This is a genomic window from Aquabacter spiritensis (assembly GCF_004346185.1).
Lineage (GTDB): Bacteria > Pseudomonadota > Alphaproteobacteria > Rhizobiales > Xanthobacteraceae > Aquabacter > Aquabacter spiritensis.
This window is the reverse complement of record NZ_SMAI01000013.1, coordinates 71,439-88,467: the sequence shown is the minus strand read 5'-3', so window position 1 is coordinate 88,467 and position 17,029 is coordinate 71,439. Positions and strand designations below refer to the sequence as shown.

Genomic DNA, 17,029 nt, shown 5'->3' with positions numbered 1-17,029 from the left:
CTGAGCGGTGCCCGGGCGGATGTGATTAGGAAATCCTTAAGCAACACGCAACAAAAATCGCTTCGCAACGCACAAGTTTTGACATCTTTTGCTGCACCGCCCTACACGGCGGAGCGTGAGCCTATCCTTCAACGCCCAACTGGGGGCTTGCAGCCCGTCCGGCAGGGTGCGAGGAGACGCACATGATCACCTCAGACCCCCCTGTCCAGAAAGACGGCGACGACTTCGATGGAGAGGCGGCCCGGATCATCCTCGCGCTCGCGCGCGAGATCGGTCCCGATCGCACCTTGAGTCCCATCGACGCGGCCCAACGCCTGATGCCCGGCGACGACTGGCAGCGCGCTCTGCCTGAGGTCCGGCGCACGGCCATCCGTCTCGCGTGCGACGGGCGGCTGATGATCTACCGCAAGGGCAAACCGGTCGATCCGCTCGATTTTCGCGGCGTCTACCGTTTGGGTCTGCCGCGCGAGGATTAGCGCCGTTCGATCGGAGCCGGGAACAGGTCTCCGATCTTGCCGGTCATATAATAGGCCAGAAGTCCGACCCATTCCTTGGCCGCCAGATCGGTCATGTCCATGCCGCTCGCGGCGCGGCTATAGACGATGTTCAAAGCCGCCGGATCGATCGTGCGGTAGTCCACCGGCGCGGCGATCACCGGAAACCCGACCGCGCGGAAGCAGCCGACCGCGCGCGGAATGTGAAACGCCGAGGTCACGAGCAACCAGCGCGCACCTTCGTTGGGCTTGACCAGGTCGCGGGTGAAGGCGGCGTTCTCCGCCGTGTTCCGCGCGCGCGTTTCAAACCGCACACGCGCCATGTCGATGCCGACATCGACCAGGGCCTCGCGGATCGCTGCGCTCTCCAGCGGCCCGCCGCCGTCGAGGACGCCCGATGTGCCGGAGAACACCAGAGCTGCCTCCGGATAGGCCCGCGCGAGCGCGGCGAAGACAATCACCCGTTCGGCGGCGTCGTTCACGGCCGGAATGCCACGTGTCAAGGCGATGTCGGGAACCTCCGCGCCACCGAGCAGGATGATCCCGTCGATGCGCTCCGCCCCCGGGATGAAGGGTGGGAAACGCTCCTCAAGCGGCGAAAGGAGATGCTGTGAGAGAGGCGAAAAGCCCATGACGAGCTGGCCCGCGACCGCCAGAGCGATCAGGACGAGTCCGGATCTCCGGCTCCCCAGAAAAACGATGACGAGCCCCAGGACCCCGACGAAAAGCACGAAATTGGACGGGACCGCGAGGGTCCAGAGCACTTTCGACAGCGTGTAGAACAAATCCATGTGCCGCCGGCCTATTTAGCGTGTGGACCGACCTCGGTCGGCTGGCTTTTTCGCAACGGCCATTCCCCACCTCTCCCCCGGGATGCGGGGTCGGATGCGCCTCAGTCCCAGGCCGGCGCCCATCCGGGATTGGCCTTGCGGCCGTCGGCGCGGGCGAGGCTGCCCAGAACCTGCATGTCGGACGCACTCAGCTCGAAATCGAAGAGCGCGAAATTCTCGGCCACCCGCGCGACCTTCGCGGTCCGGGGAATGACGGTGAGGTCCTTCTGAACGAGATAGCGCAACGCGACCTGGACCGTGGTCCGCCCGTGGGCGGCAGCGATGCGGGCAATCGCCGGATCGTCGATCAGGGCCCCCCGCGCGATCGGGCTGTAGGCGGTGACGGCAAGGCCGAGGTCGCGGGCGGCGGCGATCACCCGATCCTGGTCGAGATAGGGATGCACCTCGATCTGGTTGCACAGAAGCGGTTCGGGGCTCAGCGCAACCGCCTCCTTCATCAGCGCGATGGTGAAGTTCGAGATGCCGATATTTCGGGCGAGCCCGCTGCGCTTCGTCCGCGCCATGCCGGCCAGCGTCTCCGCCAGGGGAATCGCGGGATTCGGCCAATGAATGAGGAAAAGGTCGACATAGGGGGTGTCGAGGCGGCCGAGGCTCTCTTCGAGCGACCGCTCCACCTCGCCGAGACGGGTCCACCAGACCTTCGTGGTGAGGAAGACGTCGCCCCGGTCCACCGACGCCGCGCGCAACCCCGCCCCCACGGCCGCCTCGTTGCCATAGGCCGCGGCGGTGTCGATGTGGCGGTAGCCGACCTTCAAAGCCTCCGCCACGACGGCGCTGCACGCCTCGCCCTCGACCTGAAACGTGCCGAGGCCGATCGGCAGCACCGCGGCGCCGCTAGCGGTAACATATTGCATGAAAAAACATTCCTTAAACCCGGCGGGCGCGCCGTTACATAGTCTTCTCAAACAATTGGCGCCCGATCAACATGCGACGGATCTCGCTCGTGCCTGCGCCGATCTCGTAGAGTTTCGCATCGCGCAACAGGCGGCCCGTCGGATAATCGTTGATATAGCCGTTGCCGCCCAGTGTCTGGATCGCCTCGAGCGCCATCCATGTCGCCTTTTCGGCCGCGAACAGGATGGCCCCGGCGGCATCCTCGCGGGTGGTCGCCCCGCGGTCGCAGGCCTTGGCCACAGCATAGACATAGGCCCGGGCGGCATTCATCGTGACATACATGTCCGCGAGCTTGCCCTGCATGAGCTGGAAGGTGCCGATCGGCTGACCGAACTGCTTGCGCTCATGGACATAGGGCAGCACCACGTCCATGCAGGCCTGCATGATGCCGATCGGTCCCGCGGCGAGAACCGCGCGCTCATAGTCGAGCCCGGACATCAGAACGCTGACGCCGCGCCCCACTTCGCCGAGCACGTTTTCCACCGGCACCTCGCAATCCTCGAACACCAATTCCCCGGTGTCGGAACCGCGCATGCCCAATTTGTCGAGCTTCTGGGCGGTGGAGAAGCCGGAAAAGCCCTTCTCGATGAGGAAGGCGGTCATACCGCGGGGCCCTGCCGCCGGATCGGTCTTGGCATAAACCACAAGGGTCTCCGCGATCGGCCCGTTGGTGATCCACATCTTGCTGCCGTTGAGGACGTAGCGGTCGCCCTTGCGCTCGGCCCGCGTGCGCATCGACACCACGTCGGATCCGGCCCCCGGCTCGGACATTGCGAGCGCACCGACATGCTCCCCGGAGATCAGCTTGGGCAGATAGCGGCTCTTTTGATCGGGGCTGCCGTTGCGGCGGATCTGGTTGACGCACAGATTGGAGTGCGCACCGTAGGAGAGACCGACCGAGGCCGAGGCCCGACTAATCTCCTCCATTGCGATGACATGCTCCAGGTAGCCGAGCCCGGACCCGCCATACTCCTCCTCGACCGTGATGCCGAGCAGACCGAGGGCGCCCATTTCGGGCCAAAGATCGCGCGGGAACTGGTTCGAGCGGTCGATCGCCTCGGCACGCGGCGCGATCTTGTCGTTTGCGAAGCCGCGAACCGTGTGGCGCAGCATGTCGGCAGTCTCGCCGAGGTCGAAATCAAACCCCGGATGGCTATTGGGCAGCATGGCCGTCTCCTCCGCGCCTCTCTCCCGCTGGACCGCGCAATGGGTGGCGAGGGGGCACGCCCCAAGAATAAAACGAATGGCCGTTTGTTCAACGGCTCTGATCGGGCGTCGGACCGCCGTGCCGCTCCGCCCCGGTCTGCCCAGCGGACTGCGCCGCCAGCAAGCGTTGCGCCTCCTCGATCGGCACTGGCGGAGAAAACAAATAGCCCTGTGCTTGCTGGGTGCCGAAGGCCCGCAAGAACCGCAACTGTTCGCGCGTCTCCACCCCTTCGGCGGTGAGCACCATGCCGAGCGAGCGCCCGAGCCGGACGACATATTCGACGATCGCTGCCGCATCTCGCTCGATCCCGAGATTCATGATGAAGGAGCGGTCGATCTTGATCTTGGTCACCGGCATGCTGCGAATATGTACCAGCGAAGCGTGGCCGGTCCCGAAATCGTCGAGCGCGATCCGCACCCCGGCATCGCGCAGCCGCAATAGCGCCTCGTGTGCGCGCCCCTCGCTCTGAAACACCGCGCTCTCGGTAATCTCGACCTCGAGTCGGTCGGGATCGAAGCCGACCTGCGCCAGAACGGCGATCATGCGCTCTGCAATGTCCGGCTCGCGCAGGCTTGCCGCCGACATGTTGACCGAGATCGTCACCTCCGGCAGGTCACGGGCCAATGTGCAGGCCTTGCGCAGCACCCAGGCATCCAACCGGTTGATCAGGCGCGAGCGCTCCGCGACCGGAATGAAGGCTTCCGGCAGGATGAGCCCGCGGACCGGGTGGTTCCACCGGACCAATGTCTCGAAACCGATGATGCGTTCGCTCTCGACATCAACCTGAGGCTGGAAGACGAGTGTGAGGTGGTCCTTGGAAATGCCCTCCGCAAGTTCCTGCTCGACCTGCCGGCGCTTGCGCATCTCGACTTCGAGCGAAGGTTCGAAGATACGAAAGCCCGCCCTTCCCTCCGTCTTCGCCCGGTAAAGCGCCATGTCCGCCCGCTGGATGAGCTCGGAGGCGTCGGAAGCATGCGCCGGAGCGAAGGCGGCGCCGATTGATACGCTGATGAGCAATTCGCGGCCATCGACCTGAAATGGACGCTGGATCGCGGCCAGAAGATCCGAAATGAGCGTTCCGCCGCCCTCCTCCGGGCTCTGTAGCGTAAACAGCACGAACTCGTCGCCGCCGAAACGAGCCGCAAGCCCCTCGCCGCCGAGGCAGCCCTCGATCCGCTTAGCCACCATCCGGAGCATCGTGTCGCCGACAGCATGGCCGAGCGTATCGTTGATGTCCTTGAAGCCGTCGAGATCGAGGAAGAGCAGAACCAGGGACTGACCTGGCGCTAGCGCGGCCAAACGCACTTGGAGCCGCTCGATGAAATGCCCCCGGTTTGCCAAACCTGTCAGATAATCCTGAAACGCGAGATATTTGGCGCGTGCCTCACTCTCCGCCAGGGCGCGCCGGGAGCGCCAAGCTCGGATCAGGAGCCCGCTGCATATCGCGAGAAGCAGGGTCGACAAGGCCGCGACCCATGGCGCCGCCCATCCGATCGCAGCGACGGCTCCGGCAGGTGGTGTCCAGGACAGGGTGAGCGCGACGTCGCCCGAGAGACTGGCAAGCGCGACCCGACCGCGCTCTTCCGCACTGTCCGCCTTCCCAGGCACGATGTGCAGCCCCGAAACCTGCAGCCGCTCCTCGAGTTCGTGCAGGAATCCGGCGTCGACCGCGTCGACCGCAATACAGATGATGTCGGGCGCCCCCTCCCCGCCTTTGACGACCACGGCAAACCCCATGCCCCGGTCGTCGACGATGAAGCCAGTGCGGGGGTCGTCGGGATTTTGCAGGGCGCCGCGGAAGGTCGGCGCCATGGCGGCGAGGGCGCGCTCGTCCAGGAGCGACCCGTCGACGGACCCGTAGACCGCCGCCCCGGATCCCTGCTCCAGAAGCACGGTGCGTTCATACCCGAAGCGGTCATTGAGCGGGGCGCCGAGCCGTTGATGCACGTAATAGATATCGCCAGCCCGGACACGTCGGACGATATCCTCGTCCTGTAGCAGAGCATTCACGCTGCGTTGCATGATCCCGGCCCGCTCGGCGAGGATCGCTGTCACAGCCGCCCGCTCGCGCGACGCGATCCGTTGGTCGCTTGCGACGACCGCCACCACGAGGAGCCCGACGAGAGCGGCGAGCACAATCGCGACGGCCACGAGGGTCGCGATGAAGAAAGCGCGCTCGTTTGCACTCGGGCGTCTTGGAATTTTCTGCCTCCTGCGGCCCGAACAGGCCGCCCAACAGGCTCCGTCGATCAGCTTTTATTAGGAGCGGCGCCGAGGCCGGCGCAAGGCCGGCAGCCGCCGCGACCCGTCAATTCCCCCCGAAGTCGCGCCGTATGCTTAAGCTCGCGCCTCTTGTGGTATCCACATCAAAGGTACGAAAACCAAATCGAGGCGAAGCCGAGAAACGTAAAAAATCCAACACTGTCGGTGACCGTGGTCACGAACACCCCGGACGCCACCGCCGGGTCCAGCTTCAGCTTGTGGATGGCGAGCGGGATAAGGATCCCGAACAGCCCGGCGGCCAACATATTGACCACAAGAGCCGCGGCGATCACCCCGCCGAGCTGCGGGTTCGAGAACCAGGCTGCGGCGGCGATCCCCAGCAGAACCGCCAGAAACACCCCGTTGCACAATCCCACCAGAACCTCGCGCAGGACCACGCGGCGGGCATTGTGGCTGCCGAGATCCTTGGTCGCGAGGGCCCGTACCGCGACCGTCATCGTCTGGTTGGCGGCATTACCGCCCATCGAGGCCACGATCGGCATCAGCACCGCGAGTGCGACCATCTTTTCGATCGTCCCCGTGAACAAAGCGATGATGAAGGCGGCGAGAAACGCGGTGCCGAGATTGACCACCAGCCAAGGCAGCCGGCCGCGCGCGGTATAAGCGACGCTGTCGGAGAGTTCCTCGTCGCTGCCCACGCCGGCCATGGCGCGCAGATCCTCGTCGGCTTCCTCCTGGATCACGTCGACGACGTCATCGATGGTAATCACGCCGACGAGCCGCCCGGCTTCGTCCACGACCGGGGCGGAGACGAGGTTATAGTGTTCGAACAGACGCGCCACATCCTCCTGATCGTCGCTGGCGGTTACCACATGCCGTTGATCGGTTTTCACCGCGGTCAAAAGGACCGCGCGCCGGGTGCGCAGAAGCTTGTCGAGTGGCACCGAGCCGATCAGGCGGTAGGCCGGATCCACGACGAAGATCTCGTAGAAGGTCTCCGGCAGGTCCTCGGTTTCGCGCATATAGTCGATGGTTCGACCGACCGTCCAAAACGGTGGCACGGCGATGAACTCGGTCTGCATGCGCCGGCCGGCGCTCTCCTCGGGATAGTCCAGCGACCGCTGGAGCGCGACCCGCTCCGGCGCAGGGATATATTTGAGGATGTTGTTTTTTTCGTCTTCGTCGAGATCCTCGAGAATGTAGACCGCATCGTCCGAATCGAGGTCGCGAATGCGTTCCGCAACGGTCCAGGGCTTGAGCTGCTGAAGAATCTCGACGCGGACCGTTTCGTCGAGTTCGGTCAAGGCCGTGAAGTCGAAATCGGCGCCGAGCAGTTCGATGAGCCGCGGCCGCGCGTCGGGATGGAGCGATTCGATCAGGTCGCCGAGATCGGCTTCGTGCAGGCCTGCGATCAGTGTCTTGAGAGCGGCACGGTCTTCGCCCTCGACCGCCGCCTCGGCCGCGGCACGGAAGTCGGGCGCTATCGCCCCGTCCGCATCGCGGACCGACGGAACGGCGATGTTCTCGATGGCGGGATCGTCCTCGCGCATCCGTCCGTCCCTCCGGCACCCTGAATTGGAAGCTGGGGGCGTTCTAGATTGCGCTGGGCGGCGTGGGAAGGCGTAAGCCGGCGGCGGCGGGAGCAAATTTCCGCGTGCATGGGTCCGTGCGCCGGCCGCTGCCGAACCGAAGACGGCAGACGCCGCTGCGGGGGAGACGCGCGCACCGGGGGAGAGCATCCTGCCGGGGTCGCGAATCACGCCGGTGCGTCCATGATCCTCTTCGCGCGCGCCCTCGCCGCGCTCCGTGCCCCCGCCTCTGTCACCATTCTTGCGCTCCTCGGACTCGTCCCTCCGGCGGATGCCGCGCCGTGTCCGGGTCAGTCGGACGCCCTTGGGACCGCGCGGGTGATGGAAGTGCCGCCCGGCGCGCGTGTCGGCACCAAATCCTTCCCGCAGACCTTGCCGCTCGCCGACCGCGAGGTTGTGCTCACCTTCGACGACGGCCCGTGGCCGACGACGACCGCTGCGATCCTCGATGCGCTCAAGGCGGAATGCGTCCGCGCGACGTTCTTCCTGATCGGCGAAAATGCCCGCATCCGCCCCGAATTGGTGCGCCGGGCGCGTGCCGAAGGGCATACGATCGCCCATCATTCCATGACCCATCCGGAGGCGACGCTGGCAGGCCTCCCTTTCCCCGCCGCCGTGGCCGAGATTGAGCGCGGCATCGCAGCCGACGATTTCGCGGCCTATGGCACGGTTGCCGGCGCCCCACGCATCCCGTTCTTCCGCTTCCCGGGATTCGCGGCGACCCCGGCCCTGCTCGATTATTTGTCGCAGCGTGGCATTTCTGTCTTCGGCGCCGATCTGTGGGCGAGCGACTGGAACAAAATGACACCAGAACAAGAACTTGATCTGGTGCTGCGCCGACTCGACGCGGCCGGCCGCGGCATCATTTTGTTCCACGATACGAAAAGCCAGACCGCCGCCATGATTCCGGCCTTCTTGCGGGCTCTAGCAGAGCGTGGGTATCACACAGTTCATATCGTCCCAGCTTCCGCGACGGCGCGCCCGCCCAATTAACCCAATCTTGGGCCCGTCGACGGATACTGACACGGTCTGTCACGAGATCCTGAGGGATCCGCCCCGTGGGGCGTCGGGAGAGTGAAGGGGATGCGGTCCATTTTCCTGGCAGGAGCGCTTGTCGCGCTCGCAGGGGCGGCCGGTGCAGCGGAGACCTGCCCGGGCAATCCGAACGCGATCGGCACCTCGCGCGAGATCACCATCGATCCGAAGCAGACGCCGTTCCTCGGCAATCTCCAGTACAAGACGACCGCACCGCTGCAGAAGGGCGAGGTCATTCTCACCTTCGACGACGGCCCGCTGCCGCCGATGACCACCCGCGTGCTCGACACGCTGGCGCAGAATTGCGTGAAGGCCACCTTCTTCATCGTCGGCCGCATGGCGAGCGCCTATCCCACGGTTCTCCAGCGCGTCGCGCAGGACGGCCACACGATCGGCACCCACAGCCAGAATCACCCTCTGATCTTCCCCAAGCTGAAGCAGGCTTCGGGAATCCAGGAGATCGATCAGGGCTTTGCCTCGACCAATGCGGCTCTCGCGCCGATCGGCGCGCATACCGTGCCGTTCTTCCGCTTTCCCGGCCTCGGCCGGACGAAAGCCTTCGAGGCCTACACCCAGGAACACGGCATTGCGGTGTTCAGCGTCGATGCGGTGGCCGACGACTGGCTGCATCTGAAGCCGGAAGAAGTGATGAAGCGGGCGCTCGACCGGCTCGAGGCGCGCGGCTCCGGCATCCTGCTGCTGCACGACATCCAGCCGTCCACGGTGGTCATGCTGCCGACCTTCCTGAAGGAACTTAAGGCCCGCGGCTTCAAGATCGTTCATATGAAATACGGGGAAAACCCGATGGTTGCCGCTCCGGCGGCGCCGGCTGCCCCGGTCGCGGTCGCGCCGACGCCCGACAGCAAGCCGGTCGCCGCAGCGGCGCCCGCCGCCCCGGAAACCACGTCGTCCGTCACGCCGGCGGCGCGGACCACGGCCGTCGCTCGGGCGCCCGCTGCCGTGCCGATGCCGGTGCCGAATCCCACGCAGGCTTTGCCGGGCGGCCGCGCACTGACCGATCCGGTGGAGACGCCCTTCACACTCTTCTGGCCGCGCATCCTCAGCGACATGATTCCGAAGGGTCTGCAGTGAACAGCGGGCACCTCTGACGGGTGCCCGTCTCGCGCGATCGACATTGTGGGTCGGCGCCGGGGGCGCCCTTGAAACGACAATGGCGGCCCGAAGGGGCCGCCATTGTCGTTTCAGAACCGCCGTTTCCACCGGAAGCGGCATTCCCTGTCCATATCTGGTGCGGACGAGAGGACTCGAACCTCCACGGGTCTCCCCACTAGCACCTCAAGCTAGCGCGTCTACCAATTCCGCCACGACCGCAATCAGATCTGGCGCCGGACTGGCCGGCAGCCGGCTCAGCGCCGGGGGCCATCGTCTAACAGATCGACTCTGGCGCCACAAGGCCTCTACAGCATGCGATGCGGAGACTATATGTCGGGTGTGGACAAGCGCCTCCTGCGCCCGTCCGATCCCTGCGTGCGCCGCGTCGTCCGATGACCCCTTCTTCTGCCCGTGCCGATCTCGGCGCCCTGTTTTTCCCCGCCGCGAACGGCGCGCCCCCGGTCGAATGGTGGACCAGCGACGCGCCGGTGGCCTATCCCGACGCGGTGCACCGGATGGAGGCGCGGGTCGCCGCGATTGCCGCCGGCACGGCCGGTGAAGCGGTGTGGCTTCTGGAACATCCCCCGCTCTACACCGCCGGCACCAGCGCCCGGCCGGCCGATCTGATCGACGACCGCTTTCCGGTGTTCGAGAGTGGACGCGGCGGTCAGTTCACCTATCACGGACCGGGCCAGCGGGTGGCCTATGTCATGCTCGACCTCCGCCGCCGCACGCCCGATCTGCGACGTTATGTGAGCGCCCTGGAAACCTGGCTCATCGGCACCCTCTCCGCCTTCAACGTCTCGGGCGAGCGGCGGGAGGACCGGGTCGGAGTCTGGGTTCCCCATGCTGGCGGAGAGGACAAGATCGCCGCCATCGGCATCCGCGTGCGCCAGTGGGTGACGTTTCACGGCATCTCGCTGAACGTTGATCCGGACCTTTCGCATTTCGCCGGGATCGTGCCGTGCGGCGTGCGCGAACACGGCGTCACCAGCCTTGCCGGTCTCGGACGGCTGGTCAGCCTGCCCGAGGTCGACGGCGTGCTCCGCGTCGCGTTCGAGACCGTGTTCGGCCCGACCCGCCGCATGGACGGCGAAGACGGTCCAAACTGAGCTTCCTCTGCCCCGCTGCCGCCACCAGCCCGTCCGGTGCCCGGCACCCTGCACACTCCCCCGACGAGACTGCGCCTTCGTGCGTTGATAATCCGGCTATTCATATCGTCGTCGCACGCCGCAGCGTAATGTCCAAACAACGAAATCAACGCTCCCCTTTTGAAGCGTAACGAGACCTTGGCCATAGCCGGATGGTGGCGGATGCTTGCCCGCCGCCTCGCTTCTCGTCTGTCAAACGTCGAAACATCCTAGATTTTTTCTTTCCATCACGCGCGAGCGAGGGCGGTAGATCATGGAACCCGTTGATACCTTCATCCTCCAGTTGCTGCATCTGGCCGACGGTGAAGCCGGGCTGCTGGCATCCACCACGGCGCCCCATCTGGCGGCGCTGGTTGATGCGTTCGACGACGATTACGCCAATACGTTGATCCTCGCGGGCGGCGACAATTTCCTGCCCGGCCCGTTCCTGGCGGCCGGGACCGATCTCAGCGTCATCGACGAAGTGAACGCCGTTACCGGTTCCACCATCTCGCTCACCTCCAATCTGCCGATCGGCGCCGTCGATATCGCCATCCACAACGCGATCGGGGTCGAAGCCTCGGCGATCGGCAATCACGAATTTGACCTGGGCTCCCGCGTCCTGCGCGACGCCATCTCTCCCAATCTCGGCGCAACAGGCTGGGTCGGGGCGAATTTCGTCCACCTGTCGTCGAACCTCGATTTTTCCGGAGATGGCGACCTTAACCCGCGTTTCACAAACACGGTGGACGGCGATCCGGAGACCGAAATCGCGGAGGCCTCGACGCTGAAGGGCCGGATCGCGCCCGCCGCAGTCATCACCAAAGGCGGCGAAAAGATCGGCCTAATCGGCGCCACCACCCAGATCCTCGAATCGATCTCTTCTCCCTCCGGCACCGAAGTGAAGGGCTTCCCGACCGGCACCGGGTCGAATGGCGAAGTCGACGACATGGACCTGCTGGCAGCCCAGCTTCAGCCGATCATCGATGAGATGCTGGCCTCCGGGATCAACAAGATCATCATCCAGTCGCATCTGCAGCAGATCGCCAACGAGCAACTCCTGGCGACCAAGCTGCGCGGCGTCGACATCATTCTTGCCGCCGGCTCCAACACGCGGCTCGGCGATGGCGACGACGAGGCGGTCGACTTCCCCGGTCACGAAGGGGAATTCGAGGGGAATTACCCCCTTCAAGCCACCGATCTCGACGGCAAGACCACACTGATCGTCAACACGGACAATGAATACACCTATCTCGGCCGGCTCGTGGTCGAGTTCGACGCGAATGGCGACATCATCCCGCCGACCCTCGCCATGGGCACGATCAACGGCGCCTATGCCGCGACGGCCGAGAACGTCGCCGAGGCCTGGAACGTCGAGGTCGCCGAACTCGACGAGACCGCCTTCGCCGACGGCACCAAAGGCGCCCAGGTGCGCTCGCTGACCGAAGCGGTCCAGGAGGTGATCAACGCCAAGGACAGCGACGTCTTCGGCTACACCAACGTCTATCTCGAAGCCGAGCGCGGCATCGTCCGCAACCAGGAGACCAATCTCGGCAATCTCTCCAGCGATGCGAACGCCTATGCGGCGCGCCGGATCCTCGACGACGAGGCCCCCTTCATCGTCTCGCTGAAGAATGGCGGCGGCATCCGGGCCCAGATCGGCACCCTCTCCGCCCCCGACCCGGTCGACGGTTCGGTCGACAAGCTGCCGCCGCCCGCCAATGCGGAAGCCGGCAAGCTGGAAGGCGGCGTCTCGCTGCTGGACGTCGAGAATTCGCTGCGCTTCAACAACCGCCTCATGGTGTACGACACCACGCCCCAGGGCCTGCTCAACATTCTCAATTGGGGCGCCGGCCTTTCCGCCAATAATGGCGGGTTCCCGCAAATCGGCGGCGTGCGCTATTCCTACGATCCGGATCTCCCCGGTAACTTCATCGACTCGAACGGGATTGCGACACCCGGCTCCCGCATCCGGGACGTCGCCTTGATCGATGCCGACGGCAACGTCATCGCCCGGATCGCCGATGACGGCGTCATCCTCGCCGATGCGCCCGACCTCATCACGGTGGTCACGCTGAACTTCACCGCCAATGGCGGCGACGGCTATCCGGTGAAGGCCAATGGCGAGAACTTCCGCTTCCTTCTGGCCGACGGCACGGTGTCAGCGGCGGTCCACGAGAGCCGCGACTTCACCAGCACCAATGTCGAGACCGGGGTGGGCGACCTGATCGGCCTCTCGCTCGGCGAAATCGACGCCTTCGGCGTCTATATGCAGGCCGAGCACGGCACGCCGGCGACCGCCTTCGACGAAGCCGACACGCCGCAGACCCTCGACACCCGCATCCAGAACGTGAATGTGCGCACCGACACGGTTCTGTCCTCGCCCGCCGTGGAAGGCCTCGCCGGAACCGATATGCTCGAAGGCACCGTCGGCAACGACGCGCTCCTCGGCATGGCCGGAAACGACTTCCTGAACGGCGGCATGGGCGACGACCTGCTCGACGGCGGCGAGGGCGACGATACGGCGATCTTCGACGTCGACTTCAACAGCGTTACGGCGACGTTTGCGGACGGCGCCGTGATCCTCACCTCCGCCGAAGGCATGGACCAGATCCGCGGAATCGAGCATCTCCAGTTCGCGGACGGGCGCATCGACCTGAAGGACGAAAACGCGCTGGTCAACGACCTGTTCTACTACGCCGCCAATAAGGACGTCTGGGACGCCGGCATGGACGCCGAGACCCATTACGCCCTGTTCGGCTGGAAGGAAGGGCGTGATCCGAACGCCGCTTTCAGCACGGACGGCTATCTCTCGGCCAATGCGGACGTGAAGGCGGCCGGTATCAACCCGCTGGAGCATTATGCCAGCACCGGCTGGACCGAGGGCCGCGACCCCTCCACCGGCTTCGATACCCGCTTCTATCTCGTGCAAAATCCGGATGTCGCGGCGAGCGGCGGCAACCCCCTCGCCCATTTCGAGGAATATGGCCGCGACGAGGGCCGGGCGACCAATGCCGCGAACGGCAATGCGGTCATCGGCGGCTTCGATGCGGAATTCTATCTCCTGGCCAATGCCGATGTGGGGATGAGCGGCTCCGACCCGCTCCAGCACTTCCTGACCTACGGCTGGAAGGAAGGGCGTGATCCCAACGCCCTGTTCGACACCAGCTTCTATCTCGACGCCAATGAGGACGTCGCCGCGGCCGGGATCGACCCGCTCGCCCATTATCTGACCTACGGCGCGAATGAGGGGCGCGATCCCTCGGCCGCCTTCGACAGCTCGGCCTATCTCGACGCCAATCCCGACGTCGCCGCCTCAGGGGCGAACCCCCTGCAGCATTATCTCACCCACGGCCTCTATGAGGGCCGCGACGCCTTTGCGGTGATCTGAGGCTTCGCCGGAACTGGTCAGGCTCCGCCTGACCAGACGGCCGAGGGTGGCGCCGCTGGGCGTCGCCCTCTTTGCCTCCCGCTCCGGCGGCGCAGGGCGTTACAGGCCGAGCTTGATCTTCAGGATGTCGTTGACCGCCTGCGGATTGGCCTTGCCGCCGGAGGCCTTCATGGCCTGGCCGACGAACCAGCCGAGCATGGTCGGCTTGGCCTGGAGTTGGGCCACCTTGTCGGGATTGGCGGCGATAATGTCGTCCACCACCTTCTCGATCGCGCCGGTGTCCGTCACCTGCTTCAGCCCGCGCGCCTCGACAAGAGCGCGCGGCGCGCCGGCATATTTCTCCTCCAGGATGATGATCAGCACATCCTTGGCGATCTTGCCGGAGATCGTCCCGTCCGAGATCAGATCGACCAAGCCCGCCACCTGTTCTGCCGAGACCGGCGTGCGGGAAATCGACACGCCCGTCGTGTTGGCATAGGCCGCAACGTCGCCCATGATCCAATTGGCGACCAGCTTGGCGTTGCGCGGCGTGCCGCCGGACGTGGCCGCGGCCTCGAAATAATCCGCCGTCTCTTTCTCGGCGACCAGGATCGCCGCGTCGTAGGGCGTCAGTCCGTATTCCGCGATGAAGCGTGCCTTCTTCGCGTCGGGCAGTTCCGGCAGCGCACGCTCCAGGTCGGAGACGAAGCCCGGTTCGATCACCAGCGGCAGAAGATCGGGGTCGGGGAAATAGCGATAATCGTGCGCCTCTTCCTTCGAGCGCATCGAGCGGGTCTCGCCGCGGCCGGGATCGAACAGCCGGGTCTCCTGAACGATCACCCCGCCATCCTCGATGATGTCGATCTGGCGCCGCGCCTCGGCCTCCACGGCCTGACCGATGAAGCGGATCGAATTGACGTTCTTGATCTCGCAGCGCGTGCCGAGCGGCGCGCCCGGACGGCGCACCGAGACGTTCACGTCGGCGCGCAGATTTCCCTTCTCCATGTCGCCGTCGCAGGTGCCGAGATAGCGCAGGATCGAGCGCAGCTTGGTCACATAGGCGCGGGCCTCCTCGGCGGAGCGCAGATCGGGCCGCGAAACGATCTCCATCAGCGCGACCCCGGAGCGGTTCAGGTCGACAAAGCTGCGCGAGGGCGAGAGGTCGTGGATTGACTTGCCGGCATCCTGTTCGAGATGCAGCCGCTCGATGCCGACCAGGATGCTCTCGCCGTCCGGCAGGTCCACCACGACTTCGCCCTCGCCGACGATCGGGCTCTTATACTGGCTGATCTGATAACCCTGCGGCAGATCGGGATAGAAGTAGTTCTTGCGGTCGAACACCGAACGCAGGTTGATCTGCGCCTTCAGCCCGAGCCCGGTGCGCACCGCCTGGGCGACACACGCGCCGTTGATCACCGGCAGCATGCCCGGCATGGCCGCATCCACCAGCGACACGTGGTCGTTCGGCGGGCCGCCGAAGGCGGTCGAGGCCCCGGAGAACAGCTTGGCTTGGGTGGAGACCTGGGCATGGATCTCCATCCCGATCACCACTTCCCAGTCGCCGGTGGCCCCCTTGATCAGCTTGCGGGCGTCGGCGGGGCGGGCGTGTGCATTCATCGCGTCGTCATCCCTGGAATGCGATCCGCCGGGTCGGAAACCTTCGGCCTCCGCGGCGGACGGCGCAATCGACCCGTGTCCCTACTCCGGCACGGCGGCCTCTGGCAACCGGCCGTTTCGGCGCGTGCCGCGGGCATGCTAAAGGGCCGGGCGCGCGACGCGCCCAACCTCTGGAGAAAACCCCATGCGCCTGGCCTCCCTCACGATGGCACGCGACGAAGCGGACATCATCGAGGCCTTCGTGCGCCACAACCTCACCTTTCTCGATCGGATGTACGTGATCGACGACGGGTCGAGCGATGCGACGCCACGCATTCTCGCCTTGCTGCAGGCGGAAGGCCTGCCGGTGGAGCTGGTCGCGGACGGACAGCATGCGAGCTTCAGCCAGGGCCAGCGCACCACGCGCCTGATGCGGCACGCCATGCGGCAGGAGGCTTGGGACTTCATTCTGCCGATCGATGCCGATGAATTCATCGATGCGCCCGACCGTGCGCGGCTCGAGGCCGAGCTTGCCGCCCTGCCGGCGCCGCATATCGGTGCCTTCAGCCTCACCAATTACGTGCCGGACCTCGCCGCACCGCCCGCCGACCCTCTCGCCTGCACCCGCGTTCTCGACCTCGACCGCATCGGCAACAAGGTGATCATTCCCGGCGCCATTGCGGGTCATTCCGAGGCCCTCGTGAGCGACGGCAACCATGAGGTCAGCCACTGGCATGTCGAGATGCCGAAGCGGCTCCTGGCCAGCGTCGATCTCGCCCATTTCCCGATCCGTTCGACCGCCCAGCTCACGGCCAAGTGCTTGATCAGCTATATGCGCTGGCGCGCCCGGCCCGATTATCAGACCAACGCCTCGGCCCATCTCATCGAAGGCGCGCGGGCGCTCATCGACGAGCCCGGCCTTGCGCTTCAGGATCCGGAGCGCCTTCTTCACGCCTATTTGCCCTATGCGGCCGGGGCGCTGCGAACCCAGCCCTTCGTCAACCGGCGTGGCGTGGTCCGTCATGGCGACCTCGCCGCAACCTTCCCCTATCGCCGCATTCTCGACAGCGTGGACACTCTCATCGAGACGGCGCGCGCCCAGGCGCGGGAGGTCGAAACGCTGCGCTACGACATGGCCCGCGCGACGGCGCCGTTCCACGTCGCGCTGGCCCGGGAGATCCGCAAATACCGCCGGTCCATCATGCGCCGCATTCTCCGCCAGCGCGTGGGATAATCCGATCCGGACGCGCACCGGCATCCGTCCGGATCGCTTCCATCCCCGCCTGCACGACCGCCGCCGCCGCGATCAGCCCGCCCTGAACCTGACGCCCCCTCGGCAGGCACCGCGGAGGATATTGGATTTCTTCGGCGACGCTCTTTCCCAATCCGCGCTGAACAATGTCCCTCGACCGACACTGTTCTGGATCGGTACCATTGCGCTCCCCTTCGCCGAAGGACCTGTGATAGCTTGAGGGGCGATATATCCCGTTTTTTCTTCCGCTCAACATGTCTCGTCGGATATTTTAC

At 65.5% G+C, this 17,029-nt stretch carries 12 protein-coding genes and 1 tRNA gene; 6 read left to right on the top strand and 7 right to left on the bottom strand.

Translation table 11 applies throughout. The annotated features are described in order from the left end of the window. Window positions 1-182: 182 nt before the first annotated feature. Window positions 183-476 (top strand): DUF3253 domain-containing protein, encoded by a 294-nt coding sequence (locus EDC64_RS18335; protein ID WP_132034061.1) that lies wholly within the window; start codon window positions 183-185, stop codon window positions 474-476. Here the strand turns inward: EDC64_RS18335 and EDC64_RS18330 are convergent. From EDC64_RS18330 to mgtE, 5 genes are all read right to left on the bottom strand, one after another. After that, on the bottom strand, window positions 473-1,285 hold the full coding sequence (locus EDC64_RS18330; RefSeq protein WP_132034059.1) for a YdcF family protein: 813 nt from the start codon (window positions 1,283-1,285) through the stop codon (window positions 473-475). The two genes, EDC64_RS18335 and EDC64_RS18330, sit on opposite strands and share 4 nt — an antisense overlap. 101 nt (window positions 1,286-1,386) lie before the next feature. After that, entirely contained in the window at window positions 1,387-2,199 is an 813-nt protein-coding gene (locus EDC64_RS18325) for an aldo/keto reductase (RefSeq protein WP_132034057.1), read from the bottom strand. 34 nt (window positions 2,200-2,233) lie between these two features. Beyond that, window positions 2,234-3,406 carry an isovaleryl-CoA dehydrogenase gene (locus EDC64_RS18320; RefSeq protein WP_132034055.1) on the bottom strand — a complete coding sequence of 391 codons (1,173 nt, stop codon included), beginning with the start codon at window positions 3,404-3,406 and terminating at the stop codon, window positions 2,234-2,236. 88 nt (window positions 3,407-3,494) lie between these two features. Then, on the bottom strand, window positions 3,495-5,597 hold the full coding sequence (locus EDC64_RS18315) for a putative bifunctional diguanylate cyclase/phosphodiesterase (protein ID WP_132034053.1): 2,103 nt from the start codon (window positions 5,595-5,597) through the stop codon (window positions 3,495-3,497). Between the two features lie 215 nt (window positions 5,598-5,812). Next, entirely contained in the window at window positions 5,813-7,219 is a 1,407-nt protein-coding gene (gene mgtE / locus EDC64_RS18310; protein WP_132034051.1) for a magnesium transporter, read from the bottom strand. Window positions 7,220-7,579: 360 nt separating this feature from the next. On the opposite strand from mgtE, the gene EDC64_RS18305 reads away from it, so the two are divergent. After that, complete coding sequence (locus tag EDC64_RS18305; protein WP_420808968.1) at window positions 7,580-8,251, top strand: polysaccharide deacetylase family protein; 672 nt, start codon at window positions 7,580-7,582, stop codon at window positions 8,249-8,251. A 90-nt stretch (window positions 8,252-8,341) separates the two neighbouring features. Beyond that, on the top strand, window positions 8,342-9,385 hold the full coding sequence (locus EDC64_RS18300; RefSeq protein ID WP_132034047.1) for a polysaccharide deacetylase family protein: 1,044 nt from the start codon (window positions 8,342-8,344) through the stop codon (window positions 9,383-9,385). A gap of 155 nt (window positions 9,386-9,540) precedes the next feature. Here the strand turns inward: EDC64_RS18300 and EDC64_RS18295 are convergent. Continuing rightward, window positions 9,541-9,625: transfer RNA gene (locus EDC64_RS18295), tRNA-Leu, on the bottom strand. A 173-nt stretch (window positions 9,626-9,798) separates the two neighbouring features. Between EDC64_RS18295 and lipB the strand changes: the two genes are divergently transcribed. Both lipB and EDC64_RS24050 read left to right on the top strand, forming a co-directional pair. Further along, window positions 9,799-10,518 (top strand): lipoyl(octanoyl) transferase LipB, encoded by a 720-nt coding sequence (gene lipB / locus EDC64_RS18290; protein WP_132034045.1) that lies wholly within the window; start codon window positions 9,799-9,801, stop codon window positions 10,516-10,518. A 292-nt stretch (window positions 10,519-10,810) separates the two neighbouring features. After that, window positions 10,811-13,927 (top strand): 5'-nucleotidase C-terminal domain-containing protein, encoded by a 3,117-nt coding sequence (locus EDC64_RS24050; RefSeq protein ID WP_132034043.1) that lies wholly within the window; start codon window positions 10,811-10,813, stop codon window positions 13,925-13,927. A gap of 99 nt (window positions 13,928-14,026) precedes the next feature. Here the strand turns inward: EDC64_RS24050 and gatB are convergent, their stop codons facing one another. Continuing rightward, window positions 14,027-15,523: an Asp-tRNA(Asn)/Glu-tRNA(Gln) amidotransferase subunit GatB gene (gatB, locus tag EDC64_RS18280; RefSeq protein WP_132034041.1), complete on the bottom strand. Its 1,497-nt coding sequence runs from the start codon at window positions 15,521-15,523 to the stop codon at window positions 14,027-14,029. A gap of 184 nt (window positions 15,524-15,707) precedes the next feature. Here gatB and EDC64_RS18275 point away from each other — a divergent pair, with 184 nt between their 5' ends. Continuing rightward, entirely contained in the window at window positions 15,708-16,736 is a 1,029-nt protein-coding gene (locus EDC64_RS18275) for a glycosyltransferase family 2 protein (RefSeq protein WP_132034039.1), read from the top strand. Window positions 16,737-17,029: the final 293 nt, after the last annotated feature.